General features: G+C 64.9%; 16 protein-coding genes. 12 read left to right on the plus strand and 4 right to left on the minus strand.

Annotation, left to right across the window (positions count from 1 at the left end):
* Nucleotides 1–11: 11 nt before the first annotated feature.
* Both BLT60_RS15175 and BLT60_RS15180 read left to right on the plus strand, forming a co-directional pair.
* Nucleotides 12–2,039 carry a tripartite tricarboxylate transporter permease gene (locus tag BLT60_RS15175; RefSeq protein ID WP_090877478.1) on the plus strand — a complete coding sequence of 676 codons (2,028 nt, stop codon included), beginning with the start codon at nucleotides 12–14 and terminating at the stop codon, nucleotides 2,037–2,039.
* A 77-nt stretch (nucleotides 2,040–2,116) separates the two neighbouring features.
* Nucleotides 2,117–5,275 (plus strand): AMP-binding protein, encoded by a 3,159-nt coding sequence (locus tag BLT60_RS15180; RefSeq protein ID WP_090877480.1) that lies wholly within the window; start codon nucleotides 2,117–2,119, stop codon nucleotides 5,273–5,275.
* Nucleotides 5,276–5,317: 42 nt separating this feature from the next.
* Here the strand turns inward: BLT60_RS15180 and BLT60_RS15185 are convergent, their stop codons facing one another.
* Nucleotides 5,318–6,355 carry a Bug family tripartite tricarboxylate transporter substrate binding protein gene (locus BLT60_RS15185; protein WP_090877482.1) on the minus strand — a complete coding sequence of 346 codons (1,038 nt, stop codon included), beginning with the start codon at nucleotides 6,353–6,355 and terminating at the stop codon, nucleotides 5,318–5,320.
* 101 nt (nucleotides 6,356–6,456) lie between these two features.
* Between BLT60_RS15185 and BLT60_RS15190 the strand changes: the two genes are divergently transcribed.
* Nucleotides 6,457–7,323, plus strand: a complete 867-nt coding sequence (locus BLT60_RS15190; RefSeq protein WP_175478462.1) for a class I SAM-dependent methyltransferase — start codon at nucleotides 6,457–6,459, stop codon at nucleotides 7,321–7,323.
* Nucleotides 7,324–7,337: 14 nt separating this feature from the next.
* Here BLT60_RS15190 and BLT60_RS15195 read toward each other — a convergent pair whose 3' ends face one another.
* Together BLT60_RS15195 and BLT60_RS15200 are read right to left on the minus strand one after the other, a co-directional pair.
* Nucleotides 7,338–8,120 carry a hypothetical protein gene (locus BLT60_RS15195; protein WP_090877486.1) on the minus strand — a complete coding sequence of 261 codons (783 nt, stop codon included), beginning with the start codon at nucleotides 8,118–8,120 and terminating at the stop codon, nucleotides 7,338–7,340.
* A 141-nt stretch (nucleotides 8,121–8,261) separates the two neighbouring features.
* Entirely contained in the window at nucleotides 8,262–8,834 is a 573-nt protein-coding gene (locus tag BLT60_RS15200) for an invasion associated locus B family protein (protein WP_090877488.1), read from the minus strand.
* Between the two features lie 187 nt (nucleotides 8,835–9,021).
* Between BLT60_RS15200 and BLT60_RS15205 the strand changes: the two genes are divergently transcribed.
* The 5 genes from BLT60_RS15205 to BLT60_RS15225 all read left to right on the plus strand — a co-directional run bounded on the left by BLT60_RS15205 (nucleotide 9,022) and on the right by BLT60_RS15225 (nucleotide 20,523).
* On the plus strand, nucleotides 9,022–11,265 hold the full coding sequence (locus BLT60_RS15205) for a tetratricopeptide repeat-containing sulfotransferase family protein (protein ID WP_090877490.1): 2,244 nt from the start codon (nucleotides 9,022–9,024) through the stop codon (nucleotides 11,263–11,265).
* 204 nt (nucleotides 11,266–11,469) lie between these two features.
* Nucleotides 11,470–16,452: an autotransporter outer membrane beta-barrel domain-containing protein gene (locus BLT60_RS15210; protein WP_090877492.1), complete on the plus strand. Its 4,983-nt coding sequence runs from the start codon at nucleotides 11,470–11,472 to the stop codon at nucleotides 16,450–16,452.
* Between the two features lie 221 nt (nucleotides 16,453–16,673).
* Complete coding sequence (locus BLT60_RS15215) at nucleotides 16,674–17,627, plus strand: hypothetical protein (RefSeq protein ID WP_090877493.1); 954 nt, start codon at nucleotides 16,674–16,676, stop codon at nucleotides 17,625–17,627.
* Nucleotides 17,624–19,321 carry a fatty acyl-AMP ligase gene (locus BLT60_RS15220; RefSeq protein WP_090877495.1) on the plus strand — a complete coding sequence of 566 codons (1,698 nt, stop codon included), beginning with the start codon at nucleotides 17,624–17,626 and terminating at the stop codon, nucleotides 19,319–19,321. The genes BLT60_RS15215 and BLT60_RS15220 overlap by 4 nt, the downstream gene beginning before the upstream one ends.
* Nucleotides 19,318–20,523 carry a cytochrome P450 gene (locus BLT60_RS15225; protein WP_090877497.1) on the plus strand — a complete coding sequence of 402 codons (1,206 nt, stop codon included), beginning with the start codon at nucleotides 19,318–19,320 and terminating at the stop codon, nucleotides 20,521–20,523. The genes BLT60_RS15220 and BLT60_RS15225 overlap by 4 nt, the downstream gene beginning before the upstream one ends.
* Before the next feature lie 6 nt (nucleotides 20,524–20,529).
* Here BLT60_RS15225 and BLT60_RS15230 read toward each other — a convergent pair whose 3' ends face one another.
* On the minus strand, nucleotides 20,530–21,498 hold the full coding sequence (locus BLT60_RS15230) for a hypothetical protein (protein WP_090877499.1): 969 nt from the start codon (nucleotides 21,496–21,498) through the stop codon (nucleotides 20,530–20,532).
* Between the two features lie 166 nt (nucleotides 21,499–21,664).
* Here BLT60_RS15230 and BLT60_RS15235 point away from each other — a divergent pair, with 166 nt between their 5' ends.
* The 4 genes from BLT60_RS15235 (at nucleotide 21,665) to BLT60_RS15250 (ending at nucleotide 24,134) form a co-directional block, all read left to right on the plus strand.
* On the plus strand, nucleotides 21,665–21,847 hold the full coding sequence (locus tag BLT60_RS15235) for a hypothetical protein (RefSeq protein WP_090877501.1): 183 nt from the start codon (nucleotides 21,665–21,667) through the stop codon (nucleotides 21,845–21,847).
* A 121-nt stretch (nucleotides 21,848–21,968) separates the two neighbouring features.
* The gene (locus BLT60_RS15240) at nucleotides 21,969–22,916 is read left to right on the plus strand and encodes an aKG-HExxH-type peptide beta-hydroxylase (RefSeq protein ID WP_139167856.1); all 948 of its coding nucleotides are present in this window, start codon (nucleotides 21,969–21,971) and stop codon (nucleotides 22,914–22,916) included.
* Between the two features lie 79 nt (nucleotides 22,917–22,995).
* Nucleotides 22,996–23,283, plus strand: a complete 288-nt coding sequence (locus tag BLT60_RS15245) for an acyl carrier protein (protein WP_175478463.1) — start codon at nucleotides 22,996–22,998, stop codon at nucleotides 23,281–23,283.
* Nucleotides 23,284–23,294: 11 nt separating this feature from the next.
* Nucleotides 23,295–24,134 carry a glycosyltransferase family 2 protein gene (locus BLT60_RS15250; protein ID WP_090877506.1) on the plus strand — a complete coding sequence of 280 codons (840 nt, stop codon included), beginning with the start codon at nucleotides 23,295–23,297 and terminating at the stop codon, nucleotides 24,132–24,134.
* Nucleotides 24,135–24,352 lie beyond the last annotated feature (218 nt).

The raw sequence follows: 24,352 nt of genomic DNA on the forward strand, positions 1-24,352 counted from the left end.
ACAGAACCGACGTGCTGGAAGCGGCCGGCGTAGCCTTATCTGAATTGGCCGATCCGACGCGGCTCGGGATTCTCGGGCTCGGCGCCCTGGTCGGCCTGCTGGTCGGGCTGATTCCGGGCCTCGGCGGGCTGACCGCGCTCGCCGTCCTGATCCCCTTCACCTATTCGATGGACTCCTATTCGGCGATGGCGCTGCTGATCGGCATGGCGGCGGTCATCCCGATGTCGGACGTCATCCCCGCCATCTTCTTCGGCGTCCCCGGGACCGTCGGCTGCGCGGCAACGGTGCTCGACGGGTATCCGCTGGCCAAGAAAGGGCAGGCGGCACGGGCGCTTGGCGCGAGCTATGCCGCGAGCACGCTCGGCGGCTTGTTCGGTGCGCTGCTGCTGCTGGTATCGATCCCCGTTCTCCGGCCGCTGCTGCTTCACCTCGGGACGCCGGAACTGCTCGGTTTCTGCATCTTCGGCCTGTCGATGGTCGCGGCGCTGAGCGGCGGACAACCACTGCGCGGCATGACGGCGGCAGCACTCGGCCTGCTGATCGCCATGGTCGGCATCGAATCGCAGACCGGCATCGAGCGGTTGACCTTCGGCGAGCTCTACCTGTGGGACGGCGTTCCCCTCGCGCCTTTCACGCTCGGCCTGTTTGCCGTTCCCGAACTCGCGGCACTGATGATCGCGCGGTCAAACGTCTCGGAGAAGAAGACCAGCGAGGGTTATTCGCTGCGCGGCCAGAAGCAGGGCTTTGCCGATGTCGGGCGCCACTGGTGGCTGATGCTGCGGTGTTCGTGGATCGGTTCGGCGTTTGGCGCGGTCCCCGGCATGGGGGCATCGGTGATCGACTGGATCGCCTACGGCCATGCCGTGCGGACGGAAAAGGACACCGAGACCTTCGGCACCGGCGACATCCGCGGCGTGATCGCGTCGGAATCCGCCAACAATGCGCGGGAAGGCGGCGCCCTGATACCGACCATCGCCTTCGGGGTGCCGGGGAGCGCCTCGATGGCGCTGCTGCTCGGCGCCTTCCAGATCCACGGCCTGGTGCCGGGGCCGGAGATGCTGACCCGGCATCTCGACGTGACCTACCTGATCATCGGCAGCCTGGTGCTGGGAACGCTGGTCGGGGCGACGGTCTGCGTGCTGGCCAGCGGCTATCTCGTCAAGCTGGTCGACGTGCGCTACGCGATCCTGCTGCCAGTGGTCATCGGCCTGGCGCTGATCGGCGCCTTTGTCGGCGGTCAGCGCGCCTGGGAGGACATGCTGATCCTGGTGTCCGTCGGGTTGCTCGGTTTTGCGATGCGAGAGTTGAACTGGCCGAGGGCGCCCCTGCTTCTCGGACTGGTGCTGGGCGACCTGGTCGAACGCTACCTGTTCATCTCCATCCAGATCTACGGATACGAGTGGCTCTTCCGGCCACTGGTGATGATCCTGCTGGCCCTCGCCGCCTGGGGCCTGTACGGGCCGCTGCGCCGGGCAATCGGCGGCGCGGCCCGGGGGTTTCGGCTCAGGGGACGATCGGTCAAGTTCGGCCGTCAGGTGTGGTTCAATCTGGTCTTCGTTGTGATCTTCGGTGCGGCGCTGGTTGTTGCGCGGGACTGGCCGTTGCAGGCTCGCATCGGTCCGCAGATCGTCCTGGTCACCGGCCTTACGCTGGCACTGTTCAGCCTGCTGGTCGAACTGTTCCGGGGCGAGGATGCGCCGGCCGGGGCCACCGACGCGATGTCCCGCGGCCATTCCGCCGAGGAAGACGGCTTCGCGCCTGGCGACATCCTCAAGCGTGGCGGCCTCTACTTCCTCTGGTTGATCGGCGTGATCGCCACGGCGTGGGCGATCGGTCTGTTGCCGGCCTTGCTGGTCTACGGTATTGCCTTTGCCCGCGTCGAAGGCCGCGAGAGCTGGCGGACTTCGCTGACGTTGGGGCTCGGTCTCGTCATGGGCTGCTGGGTGGTCTTCGATCTCGGACTGAGCATCGTGTGGCCGCGAAGCCTGGTTGGCGATTTCTTTCCGGCGCTGCGGCAGGCGCTTGGCGGGTTGGTCTAGTCACCGGCGTCAGGGTTTGAGAAATTGGATGGACAGGCTGTCTGTCGGGACTACGCAATAAGGAACAAAGACGCATCGTGACGACACCTGGTCTCGAAGGCGGCTGCGAGTCCCTGCCGGCAGCGTTCGGACGAACCGTTCGCGAGCATCCGGACAGGGTCGCCGTCGCTTGCGGCACCGACCGGATGACCTATTCCGACCTTGACCGCGCCGCCAACCGGCTTGCCCACCGGTTGATCGCTATCGGCGATCCCGGCGACCGGGTGGCGCTGTTGCTGCCGCATGATCGATGGATATTCGTTGCGCTTCTCGCCGTGCTGAAGGCCGGGCGGATCATCGTCGTTCTCAACCCGGGCGACCCGTTGCCCCGTCACCACCAGTTGCTCGATGATTGCCAGCCGGTGGCGGTGCTGACCACAGCGGACCTGTTGGCGCAGGCGGGCCAGATCGGCGGCGCGCGGTCCCCCACCATCGATGTCGCGGCCTCACTCCACGGGTTCTCCGAAACAGCGCCCGAGATGGCGATCGACACCGACGCTATCGGGCAGCTTGTCTATACCTCCGGATCGACCGGGCGCCCCAAGGGCGTGATGAAGTCGCATGGCCATTCCGTGTTCAATGGTCGAGGCCTGTGGCGGGCACTCGACCTGACCCCGGACGACCGGATCGCGCTCGTTGCCTCGTTGTGGGGCGGGCAGGGCGCCAACACCATGTGGACGGCGTTGCTGGGCGGTGCGACGCTGGCGGTCTTCCCGGCGACAGAGAATGGCGTGACGGGAGTCGGCGACTGGATCAACGAGGCCGGCGTCACGATCTTTGCATCGGCCTCTTCGCTGTTCCGGCATTTGACGCGGACCCTCGGCGACACGGCTGAATTTCCCTCGGTTCGGGTGGTCAAGCTGAGCGCCGATGCGGCGACGTGGCAGGACATCGCCGCCTGTGCCAGGCACTTCCCGAACGCGCGCGTCATGAACGCGATGGGCTCGGCCGAAGTCGGCAACCTCGCCTTCGCGATGATCTCGTCCGATGGCCCGCTGCCGAAAGGCCCGCTGCCGGTGGGCCGGTGCTTTGACGGTCTCGAAATCCGTATCCTCGACGATCACGGACGGGACTGCCCCGCCGGAACGGTGGGCGCGATCACGGTGCGGGGACGGCATCTGGCGACGGGCTACTGGCGCGATGCCGATCTCACCGCAAGCCATTTCGCGGTCGATCCGGACGGATGGCGAACGTTTCGCAGCGCCGACCTCGGCCGCGTCGACGGGGACGGCATGCTGGTTCTCGCCGGCCGCAGCGATCTCACCTACAAGATCCGCGGACAGCGTGTCGATATCGCCGAAGCGGAGAAGGGGCTATCGGAATTGCCGGGCGTCGATGCTGCCGCCGTGGTGGCGGTTCCCGGTCCGCGGGACGAATTGCAGCTCGTGGCCTATGTCGTACCGAAGCCCGGCACCCGGCCGTCCATCAGGAGGCTGCGATCGGTGTCGCGCGGAACGATGCCGAAGCATCTGGTGCCGTCCCTGTTCGTAGTCGTCGAGGATCTGCCGCGCACCGGAAACAGCAAGGTCGACCGCCAGCGCCTGCGGGAGATCGCGCCGCCGGCGCGACGGGAGCCGGAGCCTCCGGTCACCGAGACGGAGAGACTGCTCGCCCGGCTATGGGAGGAGGCGTTCGATATCGAGGCCGTGGGGCGCGTCGACGATTTTTTCGACCTTGGGGGGGATTCGCTGATCGCGGCGACGATCGCCGCGCGACTGCATGCCAGCTACGGCATCGAACTCGGCTTCGATATCTTTGTCGACCATCCGGTTCTGGCGGAGGCGGCCACGACGATCGATACGATGCGGGACGTTGCAGAGGTTCTCGATGACGAACCGCTGGTAGCCGTGCCGCGCGATCGCCCGATTGCGCTTTCCCTGCTTCAGGAACCCTACTGGCCCCGCCGACCGGCAGCCCGTCCCCGACGTCAGACCCGGGTCGGCGTGGCCCGGATCGATGGCCCGCTGGACGTGGCGGTGCTGCGCGACAGTCTCGATCGCGTCGTGGCGCGGCACGAACTGCTCAGAACGCGCTTCAGCCTGTCCGACGGCAATCCCGTCCAGGTGGTCGAGCCGGCGGGCGCGGTTCCGATGGCGATGGTCGACCTGTCCGGAAGGGACGACGTCGAGGCGGCGACCGAGGCGTTCATCCGCGACGAACGCAGCCGGATCTTCGACCTCCAGGCGGGGCCGGCGGTGGTTTTTACCGTCGTGCGACTCCGCGAGGATCGACACCTCTTCGTCCGGTCGAACGACCACATCCTGCCCGACGCGCCGTCGTGGAACCTTTTTTTCCGCGACCTCGCCGAAATCTACAAGGCGCTGATCGCCAACGAGGAACCCGCGCTGCCGGAGTTGCCGGTGCAGTATGCCGACTTTTCGGTATGGCAGCGGCGGACGTGGCGTCGCGACGGGGAGCGGTTCAGGAAAACCTTCGCATGGTGGAAGGAGCAATTCCTGCAGCCCGATCTTCCTGACGCGGTCGTTCTCAAGAGCTGCCTGCGCGACAAGCCGGCCGGTCCGCTGGCCATCGACGACTGGCGGACGGAATGGGGCTTCGACCTTGCGACGAGCGAGAGGCTCGACGCCCTCGGGCGTGAGGAAGCGGCCACCTATTACGTCGTTCGCCTGGCAACGCTGGTTCCTGTCCTCGCGCTGGCCTCCGGGCACGATGCGGTTGTCGTTGGCGGCGTCTTCGCCAATCGCAGCCGGGCCGAAGTCGAGCGCGTCTTCGGGCTCTTCGCCAACGCGGCGCTGATGATCTTCCGCCTCGACCGGTCCGTGACGTTTCGCGAGCATGTCGGGCGCGTGAGGTGCCACGTTCTCGATGTGCAGTCCCGCGCCGGACTTCCCTGGTCATTGCTCGTCCGCGAGATGAAGCGCGAGAAGATCAAGGTCCCGCCGCTCGTCCTCTGGATGCACATGCCGACGCCATTGCCGCCGCTGCGCTTCGCGGGCCTGGAGCTGAACTGGGACAACTCCCTGCAGCTGCCGATGGAGAAGGGGATCGTGGTCAGGTTCGACGAGCGTCAGGAGGAAGACCACTGCCTCCTGACCTACGATGCGCGCCTCTATGCGCCCGAGAAGATGAACGGCCTTGTCGACAACCTCGTCCGGTTTATCCGGGAGGCGTCCCTCGATCCCGACGCCACCGTCGGTGCCCTGATCGAGCGAGCCGGTATCGCTTTCGCAAAGTGACAGCCGCCTCCGGAGACCGACGGCGGCTGAAGCGTTTCGGTCCTACTCCTTGACGGCCTCGAGGATTCTGTTCAGTTCGGCAGTCACTTCGGCGGGGCTTTCGATCGTCGCCGCGATCAGTGCCTCGACCTCTTCTCCCGTTGCCGGATCGAGGGGCAGGTTGCGGGTCCTGGCGTCGGCGATGAAATCCGGATCCACGATCATTGCTTCGAAGGCCGCGCGAAACGCTTCGACCGTCTCGGGCGGAGTTCCGGGAGGCGCCGACAGCGAGCGGCCGATTTCGCCCTGGCTCGCAAGCAGGCTGAGCAGGGCCTTGCCCTCGGCGTCGTCGGCAAATTCGACGATGGCGGGGATTTCCGGATAGTCGGGGTGGCGTGCCGTCGCCTGCTGCCAGAGAAAGTTCACCTTGTTCTCGCTGACCCAGTCAGGGTGCGTGGCATCAAGGGTCTGCAGGGGATGGACGATCCCCTCGACCTCGCCGCGTTCCATGGCCAGCGCCATGTCGGCGGTGCCCTTGTAGCCGAGCACCGGGTTGAATTTGGCGCCGAACCGGGCGTTCATAACGCTCAGGACCGTGCTGGCATTGCCGCGGGCGCCGTCGCCGGCGACCAGAGTCTCGCGCTCCTGCGCGTCCGCGAATGTCTTGGTCGGCGAGTCATGCCAGGTGAGTTGCGCCTCGATGATCGACGTGAGGCGGCCGATCGGACGAAACGCGAGCGGCTCGATCTCGGAAGCCATGCCGCCACGGATTGCGTCGAAGGCGATGCTTGCCGGGATCACGGTGATCGACGTTCCATCCTTCGGCGCCGCGGTTGCCATGTAGACCGCCGAGCGCTGCCCGGCGCCACCAGGCATGTTCTCGACGATGACGGTGGGATTTCCCTCGAGGTGCTTTCCGAGATGATCAGCGGCGAGCCGTCCATAAGCGTCGTACCCTCCGCCGGCACCGAAGCCGACGACAATCGTGATGGTCTTTCCAGAGAAATCGACTTCCTCCGCATTCGCGATTGTCGTTGCGCCGGTTGAGATCATCGTCGCCATCGCAAACGCGGCGACCGTCCAGATTCGCGTGATTTCCATGGAAGCTCCAGCAATCTTTCGAGGGATGTGGCAATGAAATGTCTGGCGTGGTTCCTCCTCGGTGGTCAAGGACCCGGGGCGATATCTTAGGAGAAGCACTTATGTCGGACAATACTGCCGACGCTCGGCAGATGGGCACGATGACCGATCTGAACGCCATCCTTGATGGTGGGATGGTGTATTTTCGTGCTCGCCATTTGCTTCAGCGTTGCGGCGTGGAGGACCCTCATGCGCATCTCTTCGTGAGCCGCGCAGTTCAGCGCCGGGCCGGACTTACCTACACCGCCAATCCCGCCGTGCTCGCGGTATCGCTGGGACGATTCGCGTTCTTCAGCGCGCAGATGGCGACGGCGGCGAAGGCGCTGCCGCAGTTTCTCCTGCTTGGCGTCGGCTATGACACCCGCGCACTGTGGCTCAAGGATCTCATGCGCGATGATCTGCGGGTCTTCGAGGTCGACCTGCCCGACAAGATCGCGCACAAGTCTGAAATTCTGAGCCGAAACGGGATCGATTATCCACCAACGGTCGTCGCGGTGCCAGGCGACCTGACGGACGAAGCTTTCCCGGGTCGATTGGTCGAAAACGGCTTCGATCCATCCCGACCGACCGCGGTCTTCGCGGAGGGCCTGTTCTTTCAGCTTCAGCCGGAGTCGATCGAACGGCTGCTGGACCCAAACCATCTTGGGCTGGCGCCCGGCAGCGAACTGACCTTCGACTTCTGGTCCAACGCCCGAATCGACCGACGCAACAGGATGGAAGCCGCGAACGGGCGTCCGTATCGCTTCGGAAACTTCCCGTTGCCGGACACGAGGGGGGACTTGCCCGCCGCTCTGATGGCCCGCGGGTTTCGCGACGTGCATATCGCGCCGGTCCGCGATGTCGTGGAACAGTATTGTCCGGACATGCCATTGACGGACGAATCCGAGGATCCTGACGACTGGCTGGTCGTTCGCGCGACGGTCCGGTAGCGCCGCCCGGCCGGCTACTCGCCGGAGACGAAGATTTCCTTCACGGCCAGCGGTCCGTTGCTGCCGCCGATGTCGGACCAGATCGCGATGCGATGGACGTTGTCGGAACCCTCCATCTCACCGATCGGAACATTGTAGGTGAAGGAATAATCTTCCATGCGCCGGGTGGGCAGGAAGACAAACCAGCCGCTCGTGCCGTTGGTGCCGGCCGAATACGCAACCGCGAAGGGCCTGGGGTCGTCCTTGCCGCCGGTCATTGCCGTGACCGTCACACGAACCGCCCGGCCTTCGAGGCGGGGCACGATCGCGTTCGGGACGGTCACGGTGACGCCGTCGGTGGCGCCGGTCGGATTGGCCGTCTTGTTTCGCGACCGAAGCCAGACGGTTGGCGGACTGGTGGAGGTGTCCTCCTGGATGATGTTGCCCTCGGCGGCGACGAGTTCGGCAGCGCGGCCGGAGAAGACAACATGCCTGGTGGCCGCGGCGGGTCGTCCGCCAGATCCACCGCCGGTCGAGCCGCCGGTCAGCCCGGCGAGATCGAGATATCCGAGCCGGTCAGCCGCATAGAGACCGCCACCTGCAACGGCGACGACCAGCACGACCAGGAGCAGAGCGCGGACGATGCCTTTTGACTTGTTTGGGCGCGGCGCCGGCCGCGCCGTCGGCTCGGGATCCCAGACCGGCGGCGGCCCGTCCCACGCCTGCGGGTCTTCGGCGCGCGTCGGCGGAGCGACGCGTCCGTCGTCCCGATAGGGAAGTTTCGAGCGATTGGCGGGAGGGTCGGCGGGATAGCTCATGACCGCGGATGATGCCTTGTCTTGTCGATTGGGGGCCGGACGACCGGACCCGGAAACCCGGTGGCTCCGACTGACCAATGGTGCGCGCCGGGCGTGGGGCCTGATCGGCGATCAAGCCGAATGACGCGTTCTCTTCGTATCCTAAGACGACAATTGCTCGACGAGATAATCATAGGCGGTGTCGAAGCCGGTGAGGTCGAGTTCGACCTGCATCAGCTGTTTGTTCACCAGGACGTAGCTTGCCGACGCCTTGCCGCTGCTCTTCACGGTCGCCACCAACGCGGTGTCGAGCGGTGTCCTGGCAAGGCAGATGCGCGGGCCACACACGTCGTAGCCGAGCGTGATCGGATCACCATCGCCGAGGAACAGCCGGATGCCTTCCTTGATCGACACGCCGACCGGCACCGTCAGCGACTGGGTGATCTCGTTATTGTCGTCGGCGGTGATCGACCAGACGAGGACCATGCGCTTGTCCTGGGCGCGAATCCGCGACTGGAGCATCGAGCAGCGCTTCTGCTGATCGTCGTTCTCGAGGCAGACGACCGTCCAGCTGTCGAAGGTCTTCTCGGTCTTGGTGGCGGCGGCAGCCGGCGAATCGACCAGGACCGGCAGGGCGATCAGGGCGGCGAGAGTGGCGACCAGGCCGCCGAGACGAAGCCGGCCGGCTTTGCCCGAAAGCGGCAGGATCGGGCGTCCGGGAGTGTTGCGGGCCATGTTTCATCTTCCTCGGTTTGTCACGTTTCGCGTCCGCGCCAGGCAGTCGTTCGGCCGGCGTCTCGCAAGTGCGCGAACCTATCCGACCGATCAAGCGCCTTGCAACTGATCGCGCGTTGAAGATACCACCTAGTCGGGATCAAGACGCGGCTGGCAAGGCCGGGACGAGACAATCCGGCAGGAGTTCATGAACGAACCGAAGAAAGCAGCGGACGCGGTCGGCGCCAAATCCGAGCACAAGGTTTCGCCGGGACTCCTCGGAGCGCCGCCTGCGGCATCGAAGCCGGCTGCCCCGGCGCGGGTCGGCCAGACGCCTGAAGCCCCCCAGGCGGGCGGGCCGCAGAAGACAACCAAGGTGACGCTCGACCAGGCACTGGCCGGAGCGCTAAAGCAATACGGAGCAGGGCGGCTCGATGTCGCCGAGAGGATCTGCAACCAGATCATCTCGGTCAGCCCGCGCGTCGCGATGGCGCACAACCTGCTCGGGGCGATCCACATCGCTCGCGGCGAGGTCGCAGCGGCTGTCAAGTCGTTCCAGCGAGCCGTCAGCCTCGATCCGAACAACGCCCAGTTCCACGCCAATCTTGGCGAGACCGAGCGGCAGCGGGGTAAGCTGCGCGAGGCCGGGATCGCGCTACGCCGCGCCGTCGAACTCAATCCGCAATCCGCCCAGGCGTTCAACAATCTCGGCATCGTCGCCTTCGACCGACGGGACTTCGCCGAGGCGGTGGATCACTATCGCCACGCCATCGCGCTGAACACGGCCTATCCGGAAGCCCAGAACAACCTCGGCAATGCCCTGCGGATGCTGGGCGAGAACGACGCGGCGCTGGAGGCCTATCAAGAGGCGCTCCTGATCCGCGAAAACTACCCGGAGGCCTATAACAACCTTGCCACCGTGCTGCGCGAGCAGGGCCAGATGACCGAGGCGGAGCACGCCTATCGAAAGGCGATCGAGCTCAAGCCCGGCTACATGGACGCCTATAACAACCTGGCGATCCTGCTCGGCGAGGAGGACAGGCTGGACGAAGCGCTGCGGACGCTCGGCCAGGCTCTGGAGGTCAATCCGCGTGCGATATCGACACTTAACCTCGTCGGCCGGACCCAGCTCAAGAAAGGCAATTACAGCCAGGCGGAGCAGGCATGCCGGCTGGCGATCAAAATCGCGCCGGACAATCCCGAATCCTATTCGACGCTGGGCGAGGTGTATAATTCGGCCGACCGTTTCACCGATGCGATCGCCGCCTACGAAGCGGCCCTGGCGCGCAAGCCCGACCTCTGGGAGACTCTCAACCTATACGGCGTCTGCCTGAAGTCGGTCGGGCGGATGGATGAAGCCCGCGAGGCGTTCCGGAAATCGCTGGAATTCAATCCCGACGGGCTCGGCTGCTACAACAACCTCGCGGACCTCGAATCCTTCGGTCCCGACAACAAGCACTTCCAGACGATGAAGCGGATTATCGGCGAGGCCGCGAATCCGATGGACGAGCGCTACACGCCGCTCCATTTCGCGCTTGGGAAGGCCTATGACGACGTCGGCGAATACGAGAAGGCGATCGAGTACTACATTGCCGGGGCGACGCTGAAGCGCGCCCGACTCGACTATGACGAGGCGGAGACCTTCGCCTTCTTCGACGCGATCCAGGAGACGTTCACCAAGGAATTCCTTGAGAATCCGCCGTTTCAGGGCGACGCGTCCCAAGTGCCGGTGTTCATCGTCGGCATGCCGCGCACCGGCTCGAGCCTGATCGAGCAGATCATCGCCAGTCACCCGCAGGCTTTCGGAGCCGGCGAGATCAAGGAATTCAACCGCCGCCTCGGGGCGCTGCGGGGGCGGTTCCCGGGCTTGCCGAAATATCCGAAGCTCGCGCTCCGGATGAGCAGCGACCACTACAGGCTTGTCGCCGACGGCTACCTGTCGTCGGTGCGGGCGCTCGCACCGTCCGCCGATCGTATTACCGACAAGCTGCTGACGAACTATTATTTCGTCGGCCTCCTGCACGTCATGTTCCCGAAGGCAAAGTTCATCCAGACGCGTCGGAACCCGGTCGACGCCTGTTTGTCCTGTTATTCCAAGCTCTTCCACGACGACATGCCGCACAGCTACGATTTCGGCGAACTGGGGCGCTACTATCGCAAATATGCGGACCTCATGGCGCATTGGGAGGCGGTCCTGCCGCCGGGCACCATGACCACGGTCGTTTACGAGGAAGTCGTCTCGGACGTGGAGCGAAACGCCCGCGACCTCATCGATTTCATCGGGCTGCCATGGGACGAGGCATGCCTCGCGTTCCACGAGTCAGCCCGACCGGTGAAGACGGCCAGCGTCGTCCAGGTGCGCCGTCCGGTCTACACGACCTCGGTCGAGCGCTGGCGGCGATATGGTCCGGCGGTCCAGCCGTTGATCGAATCACTCGGGTTTCAATCCTGATTTAAACCATTGCGTGCGATGGCGCGGCTGCGACACGGGCCCCGGTATGGCAAAAATGCGATGGTCGCCCAAAAAAAGGGATCGTTTCCATCCTGATTTGCCAACGACCCTTGAGTGTTAAGGCTTTGGCAGTCTAGGTTTACGATATGAGTCGACGACATTGGGCCATGTCGGACGGACAGATGCGGATCCTCGGGGGATAAATTGAAAAAGAACAAAGCCATTACCGCCCTTCTGGCGAGCGCTTCGCTTGCCACTCTGGCGGTCGCGTCGTCGAATCGCGCCGTTGCGGCAAGCGTCACGACGACCGCGGCAGTCTTCACGAGGGCGGCAAGCGCGACGTGGCTGAACATCAACGACTCGGACATCGGCGTCTTCACCAATGACGCGACGATCTCCGACGGGTTCGGCGTGGCAGGCGATAATCCTCAGGCGCCGGGATCCCCTTCGGCGCTGGCCGGCCATGTCCGCGGCGACTCCATCGTCGACGAGATCATCAACAACGGCACCTTCCAGGCGATCGAGGACGCGCTTGGCAACAACTACAGCACGACGGCCGCCACGGCGACGGCGCTGCTGCTTGACGGCGTTGCCCCGATGGTCACGAACAACGGCCTCATCGACGCCTATGCCTACGCTCATGACGGCGTGGACGGCGACGACTCCGGTTCGCGCGACGCGGACGCCGAAGCAGTGGGCGTGCGTTGGGATAACGAGTTCAACGACTCGGCTACCTTCATCAACAATTCCGACGTGTCCGCGGAAGCCGGCGTGTTCGTGCAGTCGGACGATAACGACGCCAGCGGTTCTGCCTATGCCGTCGGTGTCGATCAGGAAGTCGGCACAGAAGCCAGCATCAATGGCTACGCGCTGACGGAGAATAACGGCTCGATCGAGGCCGAGGCGAATACCAGCCTGCATGGTTATTCTGACGTCTATGGCGACACCTATGCCGCGGGTGTCGTCCAGAGCATCTACTATTCCGAGAACGCCACGACGATCGTCAACAATTTCTCCGACATCACTGCGACGGCGAACGGCCTCGCCATTTCCGACGACTATGTCGCCTCGACCTACGCGGTTGCTGATGGCGTGCTTCAGGAGGCCGGCGGAAAGGGCACGTTGAACGCCTCTGCCAGCGCGCAGAACACCGGCACCATCACCGCGATGGTCCAGAATTCGGCGATAGCCCCCGAGTATATCGGGTTGGCGGTTGGTGCTGGATTCGGCATCGACCAGCAGGTCCTGGCGGAGAATAGCGGGTCGGCCTTCGCCGAGAACCTCGGTGTGATCGATGTCGGGGTCATCTCCAAGGCGTCGGCCAGCACGTATGCGGGCGCCTATGCGGAAGCGTCGGGTATCACGCAGTATATCGATATCGTCGGCGGCGACGTCGGAAGCACGGCGTCGGCCACGGTCTTGAACGATGGCGATATCCTCGTGTCGGCCCAGGCGATGTCGAGCGGGACATTCCTCGATCTGGGAATGGCGACCGCCGAGGCCTACGGTATCGATCAGGAAATCGAAGGCGGCGAGACGGCAACAGGGCTGGTCAAGAATACCGGCCTGATCGATGTCGAGGCCGCGGCCTCTGTCCGGGCGAATGTCGGCACCTACGCGGTATCCTATGCCGATGGCGTGGGCATCATGCAGGACATCGAGGCGTCGAACGGCGAGGGTTCGTTCGCTCAAGGCAAGGTGGTCAACAAGGGCACGATCAACGTCGATGCGGTCGCCGAAACCACATTTGATCTCGGTGCCTTCTACGGCGTCGCGAGTTCGTATGCCGGGGGCGTCGACCAGTGGGTCGGTGATGCCTGGACCGCGGACGCGACATTCAAGAATCGCAAGGACGGCGTGATCAACGTCAGTGCGGAATCGGATGTGACGGCAACTCTCGGGATTGCCTCGTCGTTCGGTTTCGGCGTTGACCAGTATGCCGGCGTCGCCGAGGACGAGGACGGCATGGCCACGGCCCTTGTCGAGAACAAGGGCAGCCTGAGCGTCATGTCCATGGCGTCGGTGAACAGCACCTACCTCGCCATGTCTATTTCCAACGGCATCGGGGTTGCCCAGGAGGCCTGGGGCGCATACGCGGCCGGCGATTTCGTCAACAAAGGCGACATCGCCGTTTATGCCGAGGCCAATGCGATGGCGGAGGTCGGCGGACTTCCGAGCTACCTGGAGCCGGGCGACGGGCCTTCGGTGGCGTTTGCCCAGACGACTTACGTCGGTGGGGTGGCGCAGAGCGCATATGCGCCGACCAATGCCTTGGGATCGGTGGCCGCCGTCACCGGAAATAATTCCGGCAACATCATGGTCAGCAGCGCCGCCAACGCGACCGCCGAGACCTATGCGGCGAGCGTCGCGTCCGGGTTCGGCGTTGGCCAAGAGGCGGATGGCGTAACCGCGACGGCACTCTTCGAGAATACCGGCGCGATCAACGTTGGTGTTGAGGCCGAGAGCCGGGCAAACCGTATTTCCATCGCGCGGGCGAATGTTTTCGGTCTCTCGCAGGATGCGGATGCCGAATTCTACGATGGGTCCGAGGATGCGCCTGGCGTGCTCGCCAGCGCCACATTCAAGAATGAGGGGACGCTCGCCGTCAGCGGACTGGCGACGGCCGGCGGGTACGATGCCGATCACGCGACCTACGCCGCGGCGTTTGCCAGCGCCTTCGGAGTGCAGCAGTACGTCGAATGGGCGGAGACCGGAAACACCAAGTTCACGAATTCCGGGGTGGTGAGCGCTTACGGCGAAGCGAATGCCAATGGCGACATTGCCGTCGCTTTTGCCAACAGCGTCGGCTATTCGGCTGAGATGGACGACATCACCGGTTCGGCGGTGGCGACGTTCAAGAACAAGTCCGAAGGCGAGATCATGGCCTCGGCCGTGGCGAATGCGGTCGGCCATGACGGAGCTCTCGCAGCGGCAAGTTCGATCGGCGTCAGCCTAACCAATGACGGCGAACCGGAAGACGGGGACAGCCCGGATTTCGTGCTCGATGCGAAGAATGCCGGGTTGATTTACTCTGAGGCCATGGCGACTGCTTCAAGCAACGACCCCGCCGCCGAAACGGCGCTGGCCGCGGCGATCGGTGTCGAACTGGCCTACTTCGACGGGAATCTCGCCGGGACCTTCAAGAACTCCGGCAGCATCTACGCCGGCGCCTATGCCGACGGGGCTACCGGGTTCGCCTGGGCGGTCGGCATTCTCGATCCGTCGACGAGCAATTCGGCCAATATCATCAACACGGGCGACATCACCGCCTACGCCGAGGGGCCGAGCGCGATGGCCACGGCGATCGCGGTGTTCGGTACGTCAACATCGACCGGAAGCACCATTTCGGCAGTCGCACCCGGAACCGGGCCGGCAGTCGTCACCAACGACGGCGGCACCATCTGGGCCGGCTACTCGACGGACGGTGGGAAGACCGTCCTGCGCGGCAATGCGATCAACACCGAAGGGGCTACCGTCCAGTCGGCCTTTGGCACCACGACCTTCATGGCCGCACCGAACGGTGTCCTGATCGAACTGATGAGCGGGGACGACCCGGCCAGCATCTTCGGCAACATCGACATCACCGGCGATGACATGATCCAGGTGACGGAAGGCTGGACAAGGCTGGACGGCATCATCAACCCGGACATGACGCTCGAGGGCAGCCTCGAGATCTTCTCCCAGGGCAAGCTGACGCTGGCCAATACCAATGAACTGGAAGGTCCGTCAGCGGCTTATGTCGACTCCTTCACTATGGGTGGCAGCGGTTCGATCGGCATGGAATTCAACGCCGATCATGGCATGGGAGACTACCCGACGATCACCGCCAACTCGGCGACGCTCAAGGGCAAGTTCGTCGCAACCTACGCTCCGGACCTCTATGACGACTCCTTCCGCTACGAGAACGTGATCACGGCGGGCACCCGGTCCGGGAAGTTCGACAAGGTCATCGACAACTCAGCGCTGTTGAAGTCGACGCTGGTCTACAAGTCGGACAGCAACGTCGACCTGAAGGTCAAGCGTAAGGGCTTTGGCGACGTCAAGGGCCTGACCAAGAACCAGAGCGCGGCCGGTGACGGGATCGAGAAGGTCTATGGCAAGGTGTCGGGGAAGAACGATTTCTCCGAGCTGACGCAGACCCTGTTCACCCTGAACGACGCCGATTACGCCGACGCCCTGAACCAGCTTGCGGGCGCCGAATTCGCGCAACTCGCGCAGTCGGTGCTGTGGTCGACCGGTCAGCTCAACGCGACCGTCACCGACCGCATGGATTGCGGGCTCAACTGGGATGCGGGCGCCGGGTCCTCCGATGCGCGCGGCGCGATGCAGTGCTTCGATCCTGGCGCAGTCCAGGTCTGGGGCCGGATCGGCGGCGGCTGGAACAACAACGACGGCGACAAGAACGCGCCGGGTTACAGCGAGGACCAGGCGACGTTCATCGTCGGTGGCGACTATGCCATCAACGAGCAGGTGTTCTTCGGTCTGGCCGGTGGCTACTTCAGCTCGAACATGAACTTCGATGGATGGGGCGGCCGGAGTGGCGCTTCGATCGACTATGACGGCTTCCAGATCGCGGCCTACGGCGGCTGGGACAATGGAACGTGGTATGCCCGCAACATCCTGAGCTACGGCGGCTACAACGGCTCCAGCCATCGTGATGTCGGCATCGGCTCTTCGCCGGTGGATCCGTCGGCCAAGTTCGACCCGAGCGTCGTCTCCTACTACGGAGAGGCGGGCAAGCGCTTCGCCATGCAGAGCGGTCTGGTCGCCACGCCGTTTGTCGGCCTGGGGATCGCCGGCGCCGAGATCGGGACCTTCACCGAGAAGGACCCCCATGGAACCGGCGCGGGTCTCAAGGTCCGCGGCACCGACGCCAACTCCGTCGCTTCGACGCTGGGTGTTCGCGTCAACGGCAAGTGGGGCGCTTTCACCCCGGAGATGTCGCTGGCCTGGCGTCATGAGTTCGCCGATACGACCCAGACGGTGCAGTCCAGCTTCGCCGGGGCGCCGAAGGGAGCCAACTTCAACGTCATCAGCTCCGATCCGGGCGCGGATGCACTGCTCCTCGGCATCGGCGGCACCTACAGCGTCAACGGAAGCAACGACCTGACGATCGGTTACGACGGTACGTTCCTCAACGGTTATTCCTCGCACGAGGTGGTGGCCCGCTGGACCTACAAGTTCTGATCCGGCCGGGTGCCGGCTGGTCCGGCACCAATGTCGACGCCTGAAGATTGAAACAAGCCCCTACGGGGGCTTGTTTTCGTTCTGGCGCCGATTGCCAATTCGGCGGCCAGAGGGCAGGGCCCCAAAGTCGTGGAAACCCGTTCGGTGGCGGCGTTTTGTCAGGCGCGGGGAATTCGCCTAGGGGTATCGTCATGCTAAGTTCGCCGCGCAGGTCAGTGTAGATGGCACCGAGAGTTCCCAATATCGACGATGCCTTGCTGTGGGCGCATGATCCGAATGCGACCGAGCAACAGCTTTACGTCGCGGCTGATACGCTGGTCTCGTGGGGGCAGTTGGATCTCGCCGACCAGATCATCGAGAAGCTGCGGCAGAACCCCGCTTATGGGCGTGGCCTGAACCGGCTGTCCGCCGCTTCCCGTCAGTTGCGGCGCAGCGGCGTGCTGGAAGATCTTGCGGCTTTCTCCGCGGACGGCGGCGAGGTCATCGATGGACGGCACGAGGCCTTCACCGCCCGCTACGACGGCGAGACGCGCAAGGCGATCATCGTTTTCACCGGCATCGACCCGCGCTTCTGGCTGTCACTGATGATGCTGCACCTCTTTCTCAAGAGGCTCAACACCCACATCATCTACCTCACCGACCTGCGGCAACTGATCTTCTTCGACGGGCTGGAGACGGTGGCGCGCGGATATGACGGGTTGCGGGACGCCCTGCGCGGCACACTGGACAGCCTTGGCGTCGACGAGGTCCACGTCATGGCGAATTCGGCCGGAGGGTTCGCCGGGCTGCGCTATGCGATCGACCTGCAGGCCAAGTCGTTTCTCGGCATGAGCATTCGAACCGATCTGTCGGTCGACAGCCGCATTCCGGTCGGGGGCTTCTTCAAGCGGCAGGGACTGCGCGACGTCGCGCCCCATATGCTGATCGACCTCAAGCCGGAACTTATCAAGAGCCGTTATCCGGAGCGCGTCATCCTTTACAGCGGTGACGGCAACCCGGTTGACCGGCCTCATGCCCTGCACCTGGCTGACCTGCCGCGGGTCGAGGTCAACCTGCTGCCCGATCACGTCCAGCACGACGTGATGGCGGGATTGCTGGCGCGCGGTCAGCTCGAGGACGTGCTTCGCGACTTCGTCTATGGCGCCGGGCCGTCAACGGCTGGAAACGCGCCATGAACGCGCCGCCGGCCGCCGCGGTCTTCGACCGCTCCCGGACAATGGCCGGCGCTGTCGAACGGCATGCGGCGGAGCGCCCCGACGACACGGCCTTCCGTTTCGTTGCGCGCCACGCGGCCAATACGCGCGAACTGAGCTGGGGCGCCCTTGACGCCGCGGCACGGCGCGTGGGGGCGGCGTTGCTCGGCAAGGGCCTGGTCGGCAAGCCGGTTGCGGTCATCTGTCCCGATCCAAGGGATTTCCTCATCGCCCTTTGCGGTTGCTTCTATGCCGGCGCGGTCGTCGTTCCGGTCCCTGCGGTCGCGACCCGGCGTTCGGCCGGACGGATCGGCTCGATTCTCGAAGCCGCCTCGCCAGCGGCTGTCCTGGCGACGGCCAAGGTGCTGGAGCAGCCCTGGATCGCGGAACTTCTGGAGGCTGGCGGGATCGAGGGATTGCCGCTCACGCCAGAGGCAGGCGACCGGCTGGAGGCAATTGCCCGGCCGACCGATTTGGACGGGCCGGCATTGATCCAGTTCACCTCGGGCTCGACCGGCACACCGCGCGGTGTCGGCCTCAGCCACGCCAACCTCGCCAGCAACTGCAGCGCGATTGTCGAGGCTTACGGCCTCAGCGCCGCGACGCGTGGCTTCTCCTGGCTGCCGCTGCACCATGACATGGGGCTGGTCGGCCACGTCCTGACGCCGCTATGGATCGGCTGCCGCTCGACAATCATGGACCCGCTCCTGTTCCTGCAATCGCCATTGCGGTGGCTGCGGCGGGCCGGCGAGGAAGGCGCGACGATCACCAGCGCGCCGAACTTCGCCTACGAACTCTGCGTCAAGGAAGCTGCCAGGGGCGGGGACCTCACCGGCATCGACCTGTCTTCGCTGACCGCGATGGTCTGTGGCGGAGAGGCGGTCTGGCCGGAGACTGTGGACGCCTTCTGCCGGGTCTTTGCCACGGTCGGGCTCGACCGGGGCGCTTTTGCACCGAGCTACGGCCTGGCGGAAGCAACGCTTCTCGTTTCGAGCGGCCGGCGTCCCTCGGGGCCGCGCGTTCACGCCGACCCCGTCGAGGGTTGGGATGGCGCGGAGGCCGGGGGACCGGTGGTCAGCCTCGGTCGCCCGGTATCCGGGGTCGGGGTGACGATCGTCGATGCCGGGGGCAACGTTTGCGGCGACGGTGTCATCGGCGAGATCGAGATTTCCGGGGAGAGCGTCGGCCGGCCGGTTGGGGTTGGCGCGACGGTCGGGGGCCGGGTGCCAACGGGCGATCTCGGCTTCATCCACGATGGCGAGGTCTACATCAGCGGTCGCCGGAAGGAGATCATCATCCTGCGCGGCCAGAACGTTTATCCGGGCGACATCGAGAATGCCGCGCTGCGGGCCGACCCGGCGATCCGGCCCGGCGCCGTGGCCGCGGTCGCCGTGCGGGACGGGGGGACCGAGGCGATGATCCTAGTCTTCGAGGCCGATCGCGGCCTCGGCGGGGATGACTTCACCGCGATGTCGCGCCGGCTCAATCAGGGCATCGCGCAAGCGACGGGCCACACGCCCGACGGCTTGGTGGCGGTTGCTGTCGGCGTGCTGCCACGCACGACCAGCGGCAAAATCCGGCGTCATCTGGTCTCCGACCTTTATGGCAAGGCGGAGCTGCCGATCCTTCACGAAACCCGGCGATCGTCGGCGAGAGACGAGGCGGGTCCGTCGTGAACGACGTAGCGCGGGCCAGCGGAATCGACACCAACACGCCGGCTTTCGCCGACAATCCGGCGGCGCATTATGCCGATCTGCGATCGAAATGCCCGGTATCGTGGCAGCCGTCGGCGAATGCCTGGCTGTTGACGCGTTACGACGATGTCGTCCGGGTCTTGCGCGATCCGCACATGTCGCATGTCGGCATTCTCGACCCATGGCTGCGGATCAGGGACCGGCACGGCATCGATTTCAAGACCGCCATCCAGGTGATTTCGGCGATGCCCTTCAACTACGAAGGCGCGCAACATGCCGAGGGTCGGCGGCGGGTCGCCCGTGCCATTGCGACCCTTGCCGACCGGGACGAGGTCTTCGCGGCGGCGGCGCGTCGCCTGCTGGACCGGGCCCGACGCGACGGTGGGTTCGACTTCGCCGAGGATTTTGCCAATCGGCTGCTCTTCGAGGTGCTCTGCGATCTGGCGGAAATAGAGACCGCCCATCGCCCGCTTCTCTACCCGCTCAGCCGGCTCTCATGGACCATCGAGGCAACGCTTTCGATCCGCGACCGGCAAGCCATGGAAGACGCCTTGTTGCGGGCGTTCGAACTGCTGACCGACCGCATTCCAGTCTTCGTCCGTCAGTCGCCCGACTCCCTTCTCGCCCGGCTCCATAACGCGATTCCCGAGACGGAGCCCGACCGTGTAGCGGCGACGATCGATTCCTTCTGCGTGATGCTGTTGATGGGCAACGACGCCCTCGGCGGGGCGATGAGCACGGGCGTCTCATGGCTGCTTGACCCGGAGCAGAACAAAGGCGAGACCGTGCCCCAGAAAGACTGGGGCCGGCTCTCTGACGACTTGCTTCGCCACGGCGCTTCGGTCGATTTCCTGACCCGTGTGACGTCGAGCGAGAAGACCTTTGGCGACGTGGTCCTGCCGGCCGGATCGCGGCTGATGACCTCGCCGCCATCGGCAAACCGGGATACTGCCAAATTCGGACCCGACGCCGACAGGATCAGCCTGTCCAACCACCACGGCGTCGGGCTGACCTTTGGCGCGGGCCGTCATGTCTGTGTCGGCATGCAGATGTCGAAGAGGATCGTCACTGCGGCGCTGGACGCTCTTGCCGAGGCGCCGGAACTGCGGCTCGCCGGCAAACCGAAACGCGGCAAGGGAACGATTATCAGGACGCTGGGGACGATGCCGGTCGAGATGAGCTGACGCTCGTCAGGGGCGGATCGGCGAGATCGCGTCGCTGTTCATGTTGCGATAGCCCACGAGCCGGTCGCTCGGCTCGAACAGGACCGGCGATCCGTCGCCGGCGTCGGTCTGCCACAGGAGCCTGGCGAACCGTTCGCGGGCGATCGCCATGGTTTCCTGGCGCACGTCGGCGCCCATATTCCGGACGCGGTAGATCCAGGGATTCGTGTTGATCTCATAGATCACTTCTCGTCCATCGACCGTGGCGTGGTCCGCACGGCCCCATTCGATGCCGGAGAGCTCGAACGCACGCTTGACCACCTCCGGCGGCTGGTTCGCCGCGACGATGGCGCGTTCCTCTTCGTACATGGGATCGGTGGCGAGCCCGAGCTTGCCATGCTTGGCGGCCCAGTGATCCTGAACGACGTGACCGAGGATGTGGTAGGCGCCGCCGATCCGGGCGGTTCCGAGTTTCCGCCAAATGCCGGGGGCGATCGGCTCCGCCGCATATTCGATCACCAGCAGTCCGCGCAGCGTTCGGCCGTCGGCGCGAATGCCCGCCAGGACGCGGTCGAGTTCGGCCTGGTCATGGATGAGGTCGGTGACCGGGCCGCGGTGATCGAACTCCCGGCGGATGAAGACCGGAAACCGTGCGGGTTTGGGGCGCGCGTCCGCCCGGTAGGCGTTGAACGGGTTGATCCCCTCTTCGTGCAGGTTCCGCAGCAGTTCGAAACGGCTCATGACCCTGGCCGGGTCGTTCAGGCAGACGATTCCCTTGGCCTTGAGCGCCCTGCACAGGTCGGCGGCCAGAACCACCTCCCAGTCGTAGAGCTGATCGATGCCGGTGAAGATGTGGACGCCATTGACGGTCTGATTCGTCGTGAAAAGATCGTCATAGCTGACCACCCGGCACGGCGGCGTCGCCTCGCCCAGCCGGTTGTTAACCAGCGTATGGACCGGGAAAGAATGGCCCCGGGACGTCACGAAAACCAGCACTTGTCGCCTCTTGACTTGAGATTTCGCGGATCGCCGGCGACAAGCCGGCAGCCGCGGAATATAGGCGCGCGATATGGCCAATCGGCGCCGCTTCTGCTACGGTCTTTTATTACGCGGTGGGCCGGTTTCGGCAACCGTTGCACCGATATGAGACGGAGAGTTCAAGATGGCGGGGATGATCGATTTCGGCAAAATTGCCGCGACGATGGGCGACAAGCGGCTCGTTGGTTTCAACACGCTTGGGCAGATGGGGACTTCCTCCAAGCGGGGCATCGTCAAGAACGGGGCCTCCAAGCGTGGTTTCAAGCTGGGCAAGGCGTCAGCCTCCAAGCGCGGCATCAAGCCCTGAACAACTCGCCAGGGTGAACGGTTCGCCGTCCGCCTTCCAGCAGGGGCGGGGTGGCCACTGGCTATTGTGGAGATCACATCCCCGGCCAATAGCGGGCTGAGCGTCAGGCCAGAGGCGCATCTTGTTTCTTCCTGATCCAGACAGGGCGGCGGCGATCGATCGCGCCGTCCGTCTCGGCGTGGCCGACAGCCTCTCCGAGATACGGGCGCCGTTGGCGCTGCAGGTCGAGTCGGCGGCGCCCGCGCTCGATCGTCTTTGCGACGCCTTGCGGGCAGGGCCTGTGCCGCCTGCAGTCTTTGCGCTCTATACCGATCTTGCCCATGCGCTCCGGGACGAAGATCCGGGGGCGGTGATGTCGGTCCTGACGACCGCCGGGACGATCGATCTTCGGCCACCCGGCCCGGTGCAGGCGGTCAACCTGACCGATGCGGATCTCGGCGCCGGGATGGCAGACCGCTTCATTCGCCATATCGACGACGATCCTGAGGTGGCGATCGACGCGCGGCCGCTTGCCGCCGACGAACTGGATGCGGCAACGCGCCGGCTCGGCGAAGCGATGTCCCTTGTCGATGCGGCCGACCCTTCGCTCGGGCGTGAGTTGCGGGCGCTGGTTCGCCAAGTGGTGTTCGCCAAAGGCGGCGGCGAGGCGCCGGATTTCGGCGGGACGACGACCTTTTATCTGTGGGGCGCCAATGTCATCAATGCATTGAATCATCCGGATGCGGTGACTCTGGCGGAAGGGATCGTCCACGAGGCGGCGCACGCGCTCCTGCTTGGCGCGAGCCTTGGCGAGCCGCTCGTCCACAACCCGGGCGGCGAGCGCTATGCCTCGCCGCTCCGGCCGGATGAGCGACCAATGGACGGAATCGTCCATGCCACTTTCGTCGTCGCGCGACTCCACTATTTCGCGACCCGGCCGGCGATGGCCGAGGTCTTCTCCGACGCGCAGATCGCGGATTACATGCACCAGTTCCGCCTCGGCGACGAGATTGTTGCCGAGCATGCGATATTCACCCCGGTCGGCAAGGCCTTCTATGACGCGGCCCGACAGTATATGTCAGGCGCATAATTCCGGGATTCGATGAAAACCTGCTGATCGGCCTGACGACCATGCGGGCATGACGACAGAGCAGTTGAAGGAGCGCGCAATGGAACCAGACAAGATTCGCAAGCTGGTCATCGAGAAGACGGCGAATCTCGCGGGCATCAAGCCGGACGAGATCACGCCCGAGTCCAATCTCGAGGCGCTCGGCCTCGATTCGGCCGACGCGGTGGTGCTGGCGATGGAGATCGAGCAGGAGACCGGACGGGAGATCGAAGTGGGATTGTTCCTGCGCTGCGAGACCGTGGCCGAGGCGGCCGAAGAGATCGCCCGCCTGACCAGCGGTGGCGACGCGGCGAAGCCGGACGCCGCTGCCAATAGCGGCGAAGCCTGATCGCCCGGCCGATGGCCGACAGTCCGCGCTATTCGATCATCACGACTTGCAAGGGCCGGTGGCACCACCTGTCCGAATCGCTTCCGCAGCTTCTGGCTCAGCCTGACTCGGAAGTCATCGTCGTCGACTATGCATGCCCCGACCGGACTGCGGAGCGTGTCGCTGAAAGCCACCCCGAGGCCCGGGTCGTCCGCGTTCGCGGCGTGGAGGGGTTCAACGCTAGCCGCGCCCGGAACTGCGGCGCGACCGAAGCGCTTGGCGAGACGCTGATCTTTGTCGATGCCGACGTGATCATCTCCGACCGGTTTGTCGCGCTGGTGGATGCGACCCTCGGGGAGGGCGCTTACGCCAAGCCCCACGAGCCGGAAGTCGTGCTCGACAATTCCTACCAGGGTACCTGCGTCGTGCATCGACGCCATTTCGACCTCGTCGGTGGCTATGACGAGGTTCTCACGAACTACGGCGGTGAGGACCTCGAACTGTACGAACGCCTCGCCGCCGCGCGGGTCGAGAGCGTCTTTCTCGACCCGGCGGCCTTTGTCCGGGTGATCGATCACGATCATCAGGATCGCGGTCGCTACTTCGACATGAGCGCCGAGCGCGGCTTCCTGATCGGCAAGGTCTACCGCGTCGCGAAGGATGCGATGGTCCGGCTCAACGGCCAGTTCGACATCGACCCGGATCTCCGACAACAACTCTACGATGAAGTCGCCCGGCTGGTCGGCAACATGGAGCGGATGGAGCGCAAGGAACTCAGTCTGGAGATCAAGTTCCCGGACGACAAGACGCGCGGCCTGCACGAGACCTGGGAGTTTCTCCGCACGGTGACGGTACAGGTGAAACTGCGCTGATCGGGGATCGAGGCCCGAAAGCTGCGGCCGCGCCGAGCCGCAAGCCTTATAGGCGCCGCCGTGAGCCGCCGTCTGCTCAACGCATCGTGTCCAAGCCGCCTGGTCAGAAGGCACCGGGTCGCTGACGCTTGAGGAATGGCTCGCGGCTGCCGGTGCCATCGCTGCACGGAGTCTCCTGCGTCGAGGGTGCGCAGGCACGGATCACGATGTCCGACCAC

Origin of the sequence: Bauldia litoralis (assembly GCF_900104485.1) — a bacterium.
GTDB lineage: Bacteria > Pseudomonadota > Alphaproteobacteria > Rhizobiales > Kaistiaceae > Bauldia > Bauldia litoralis.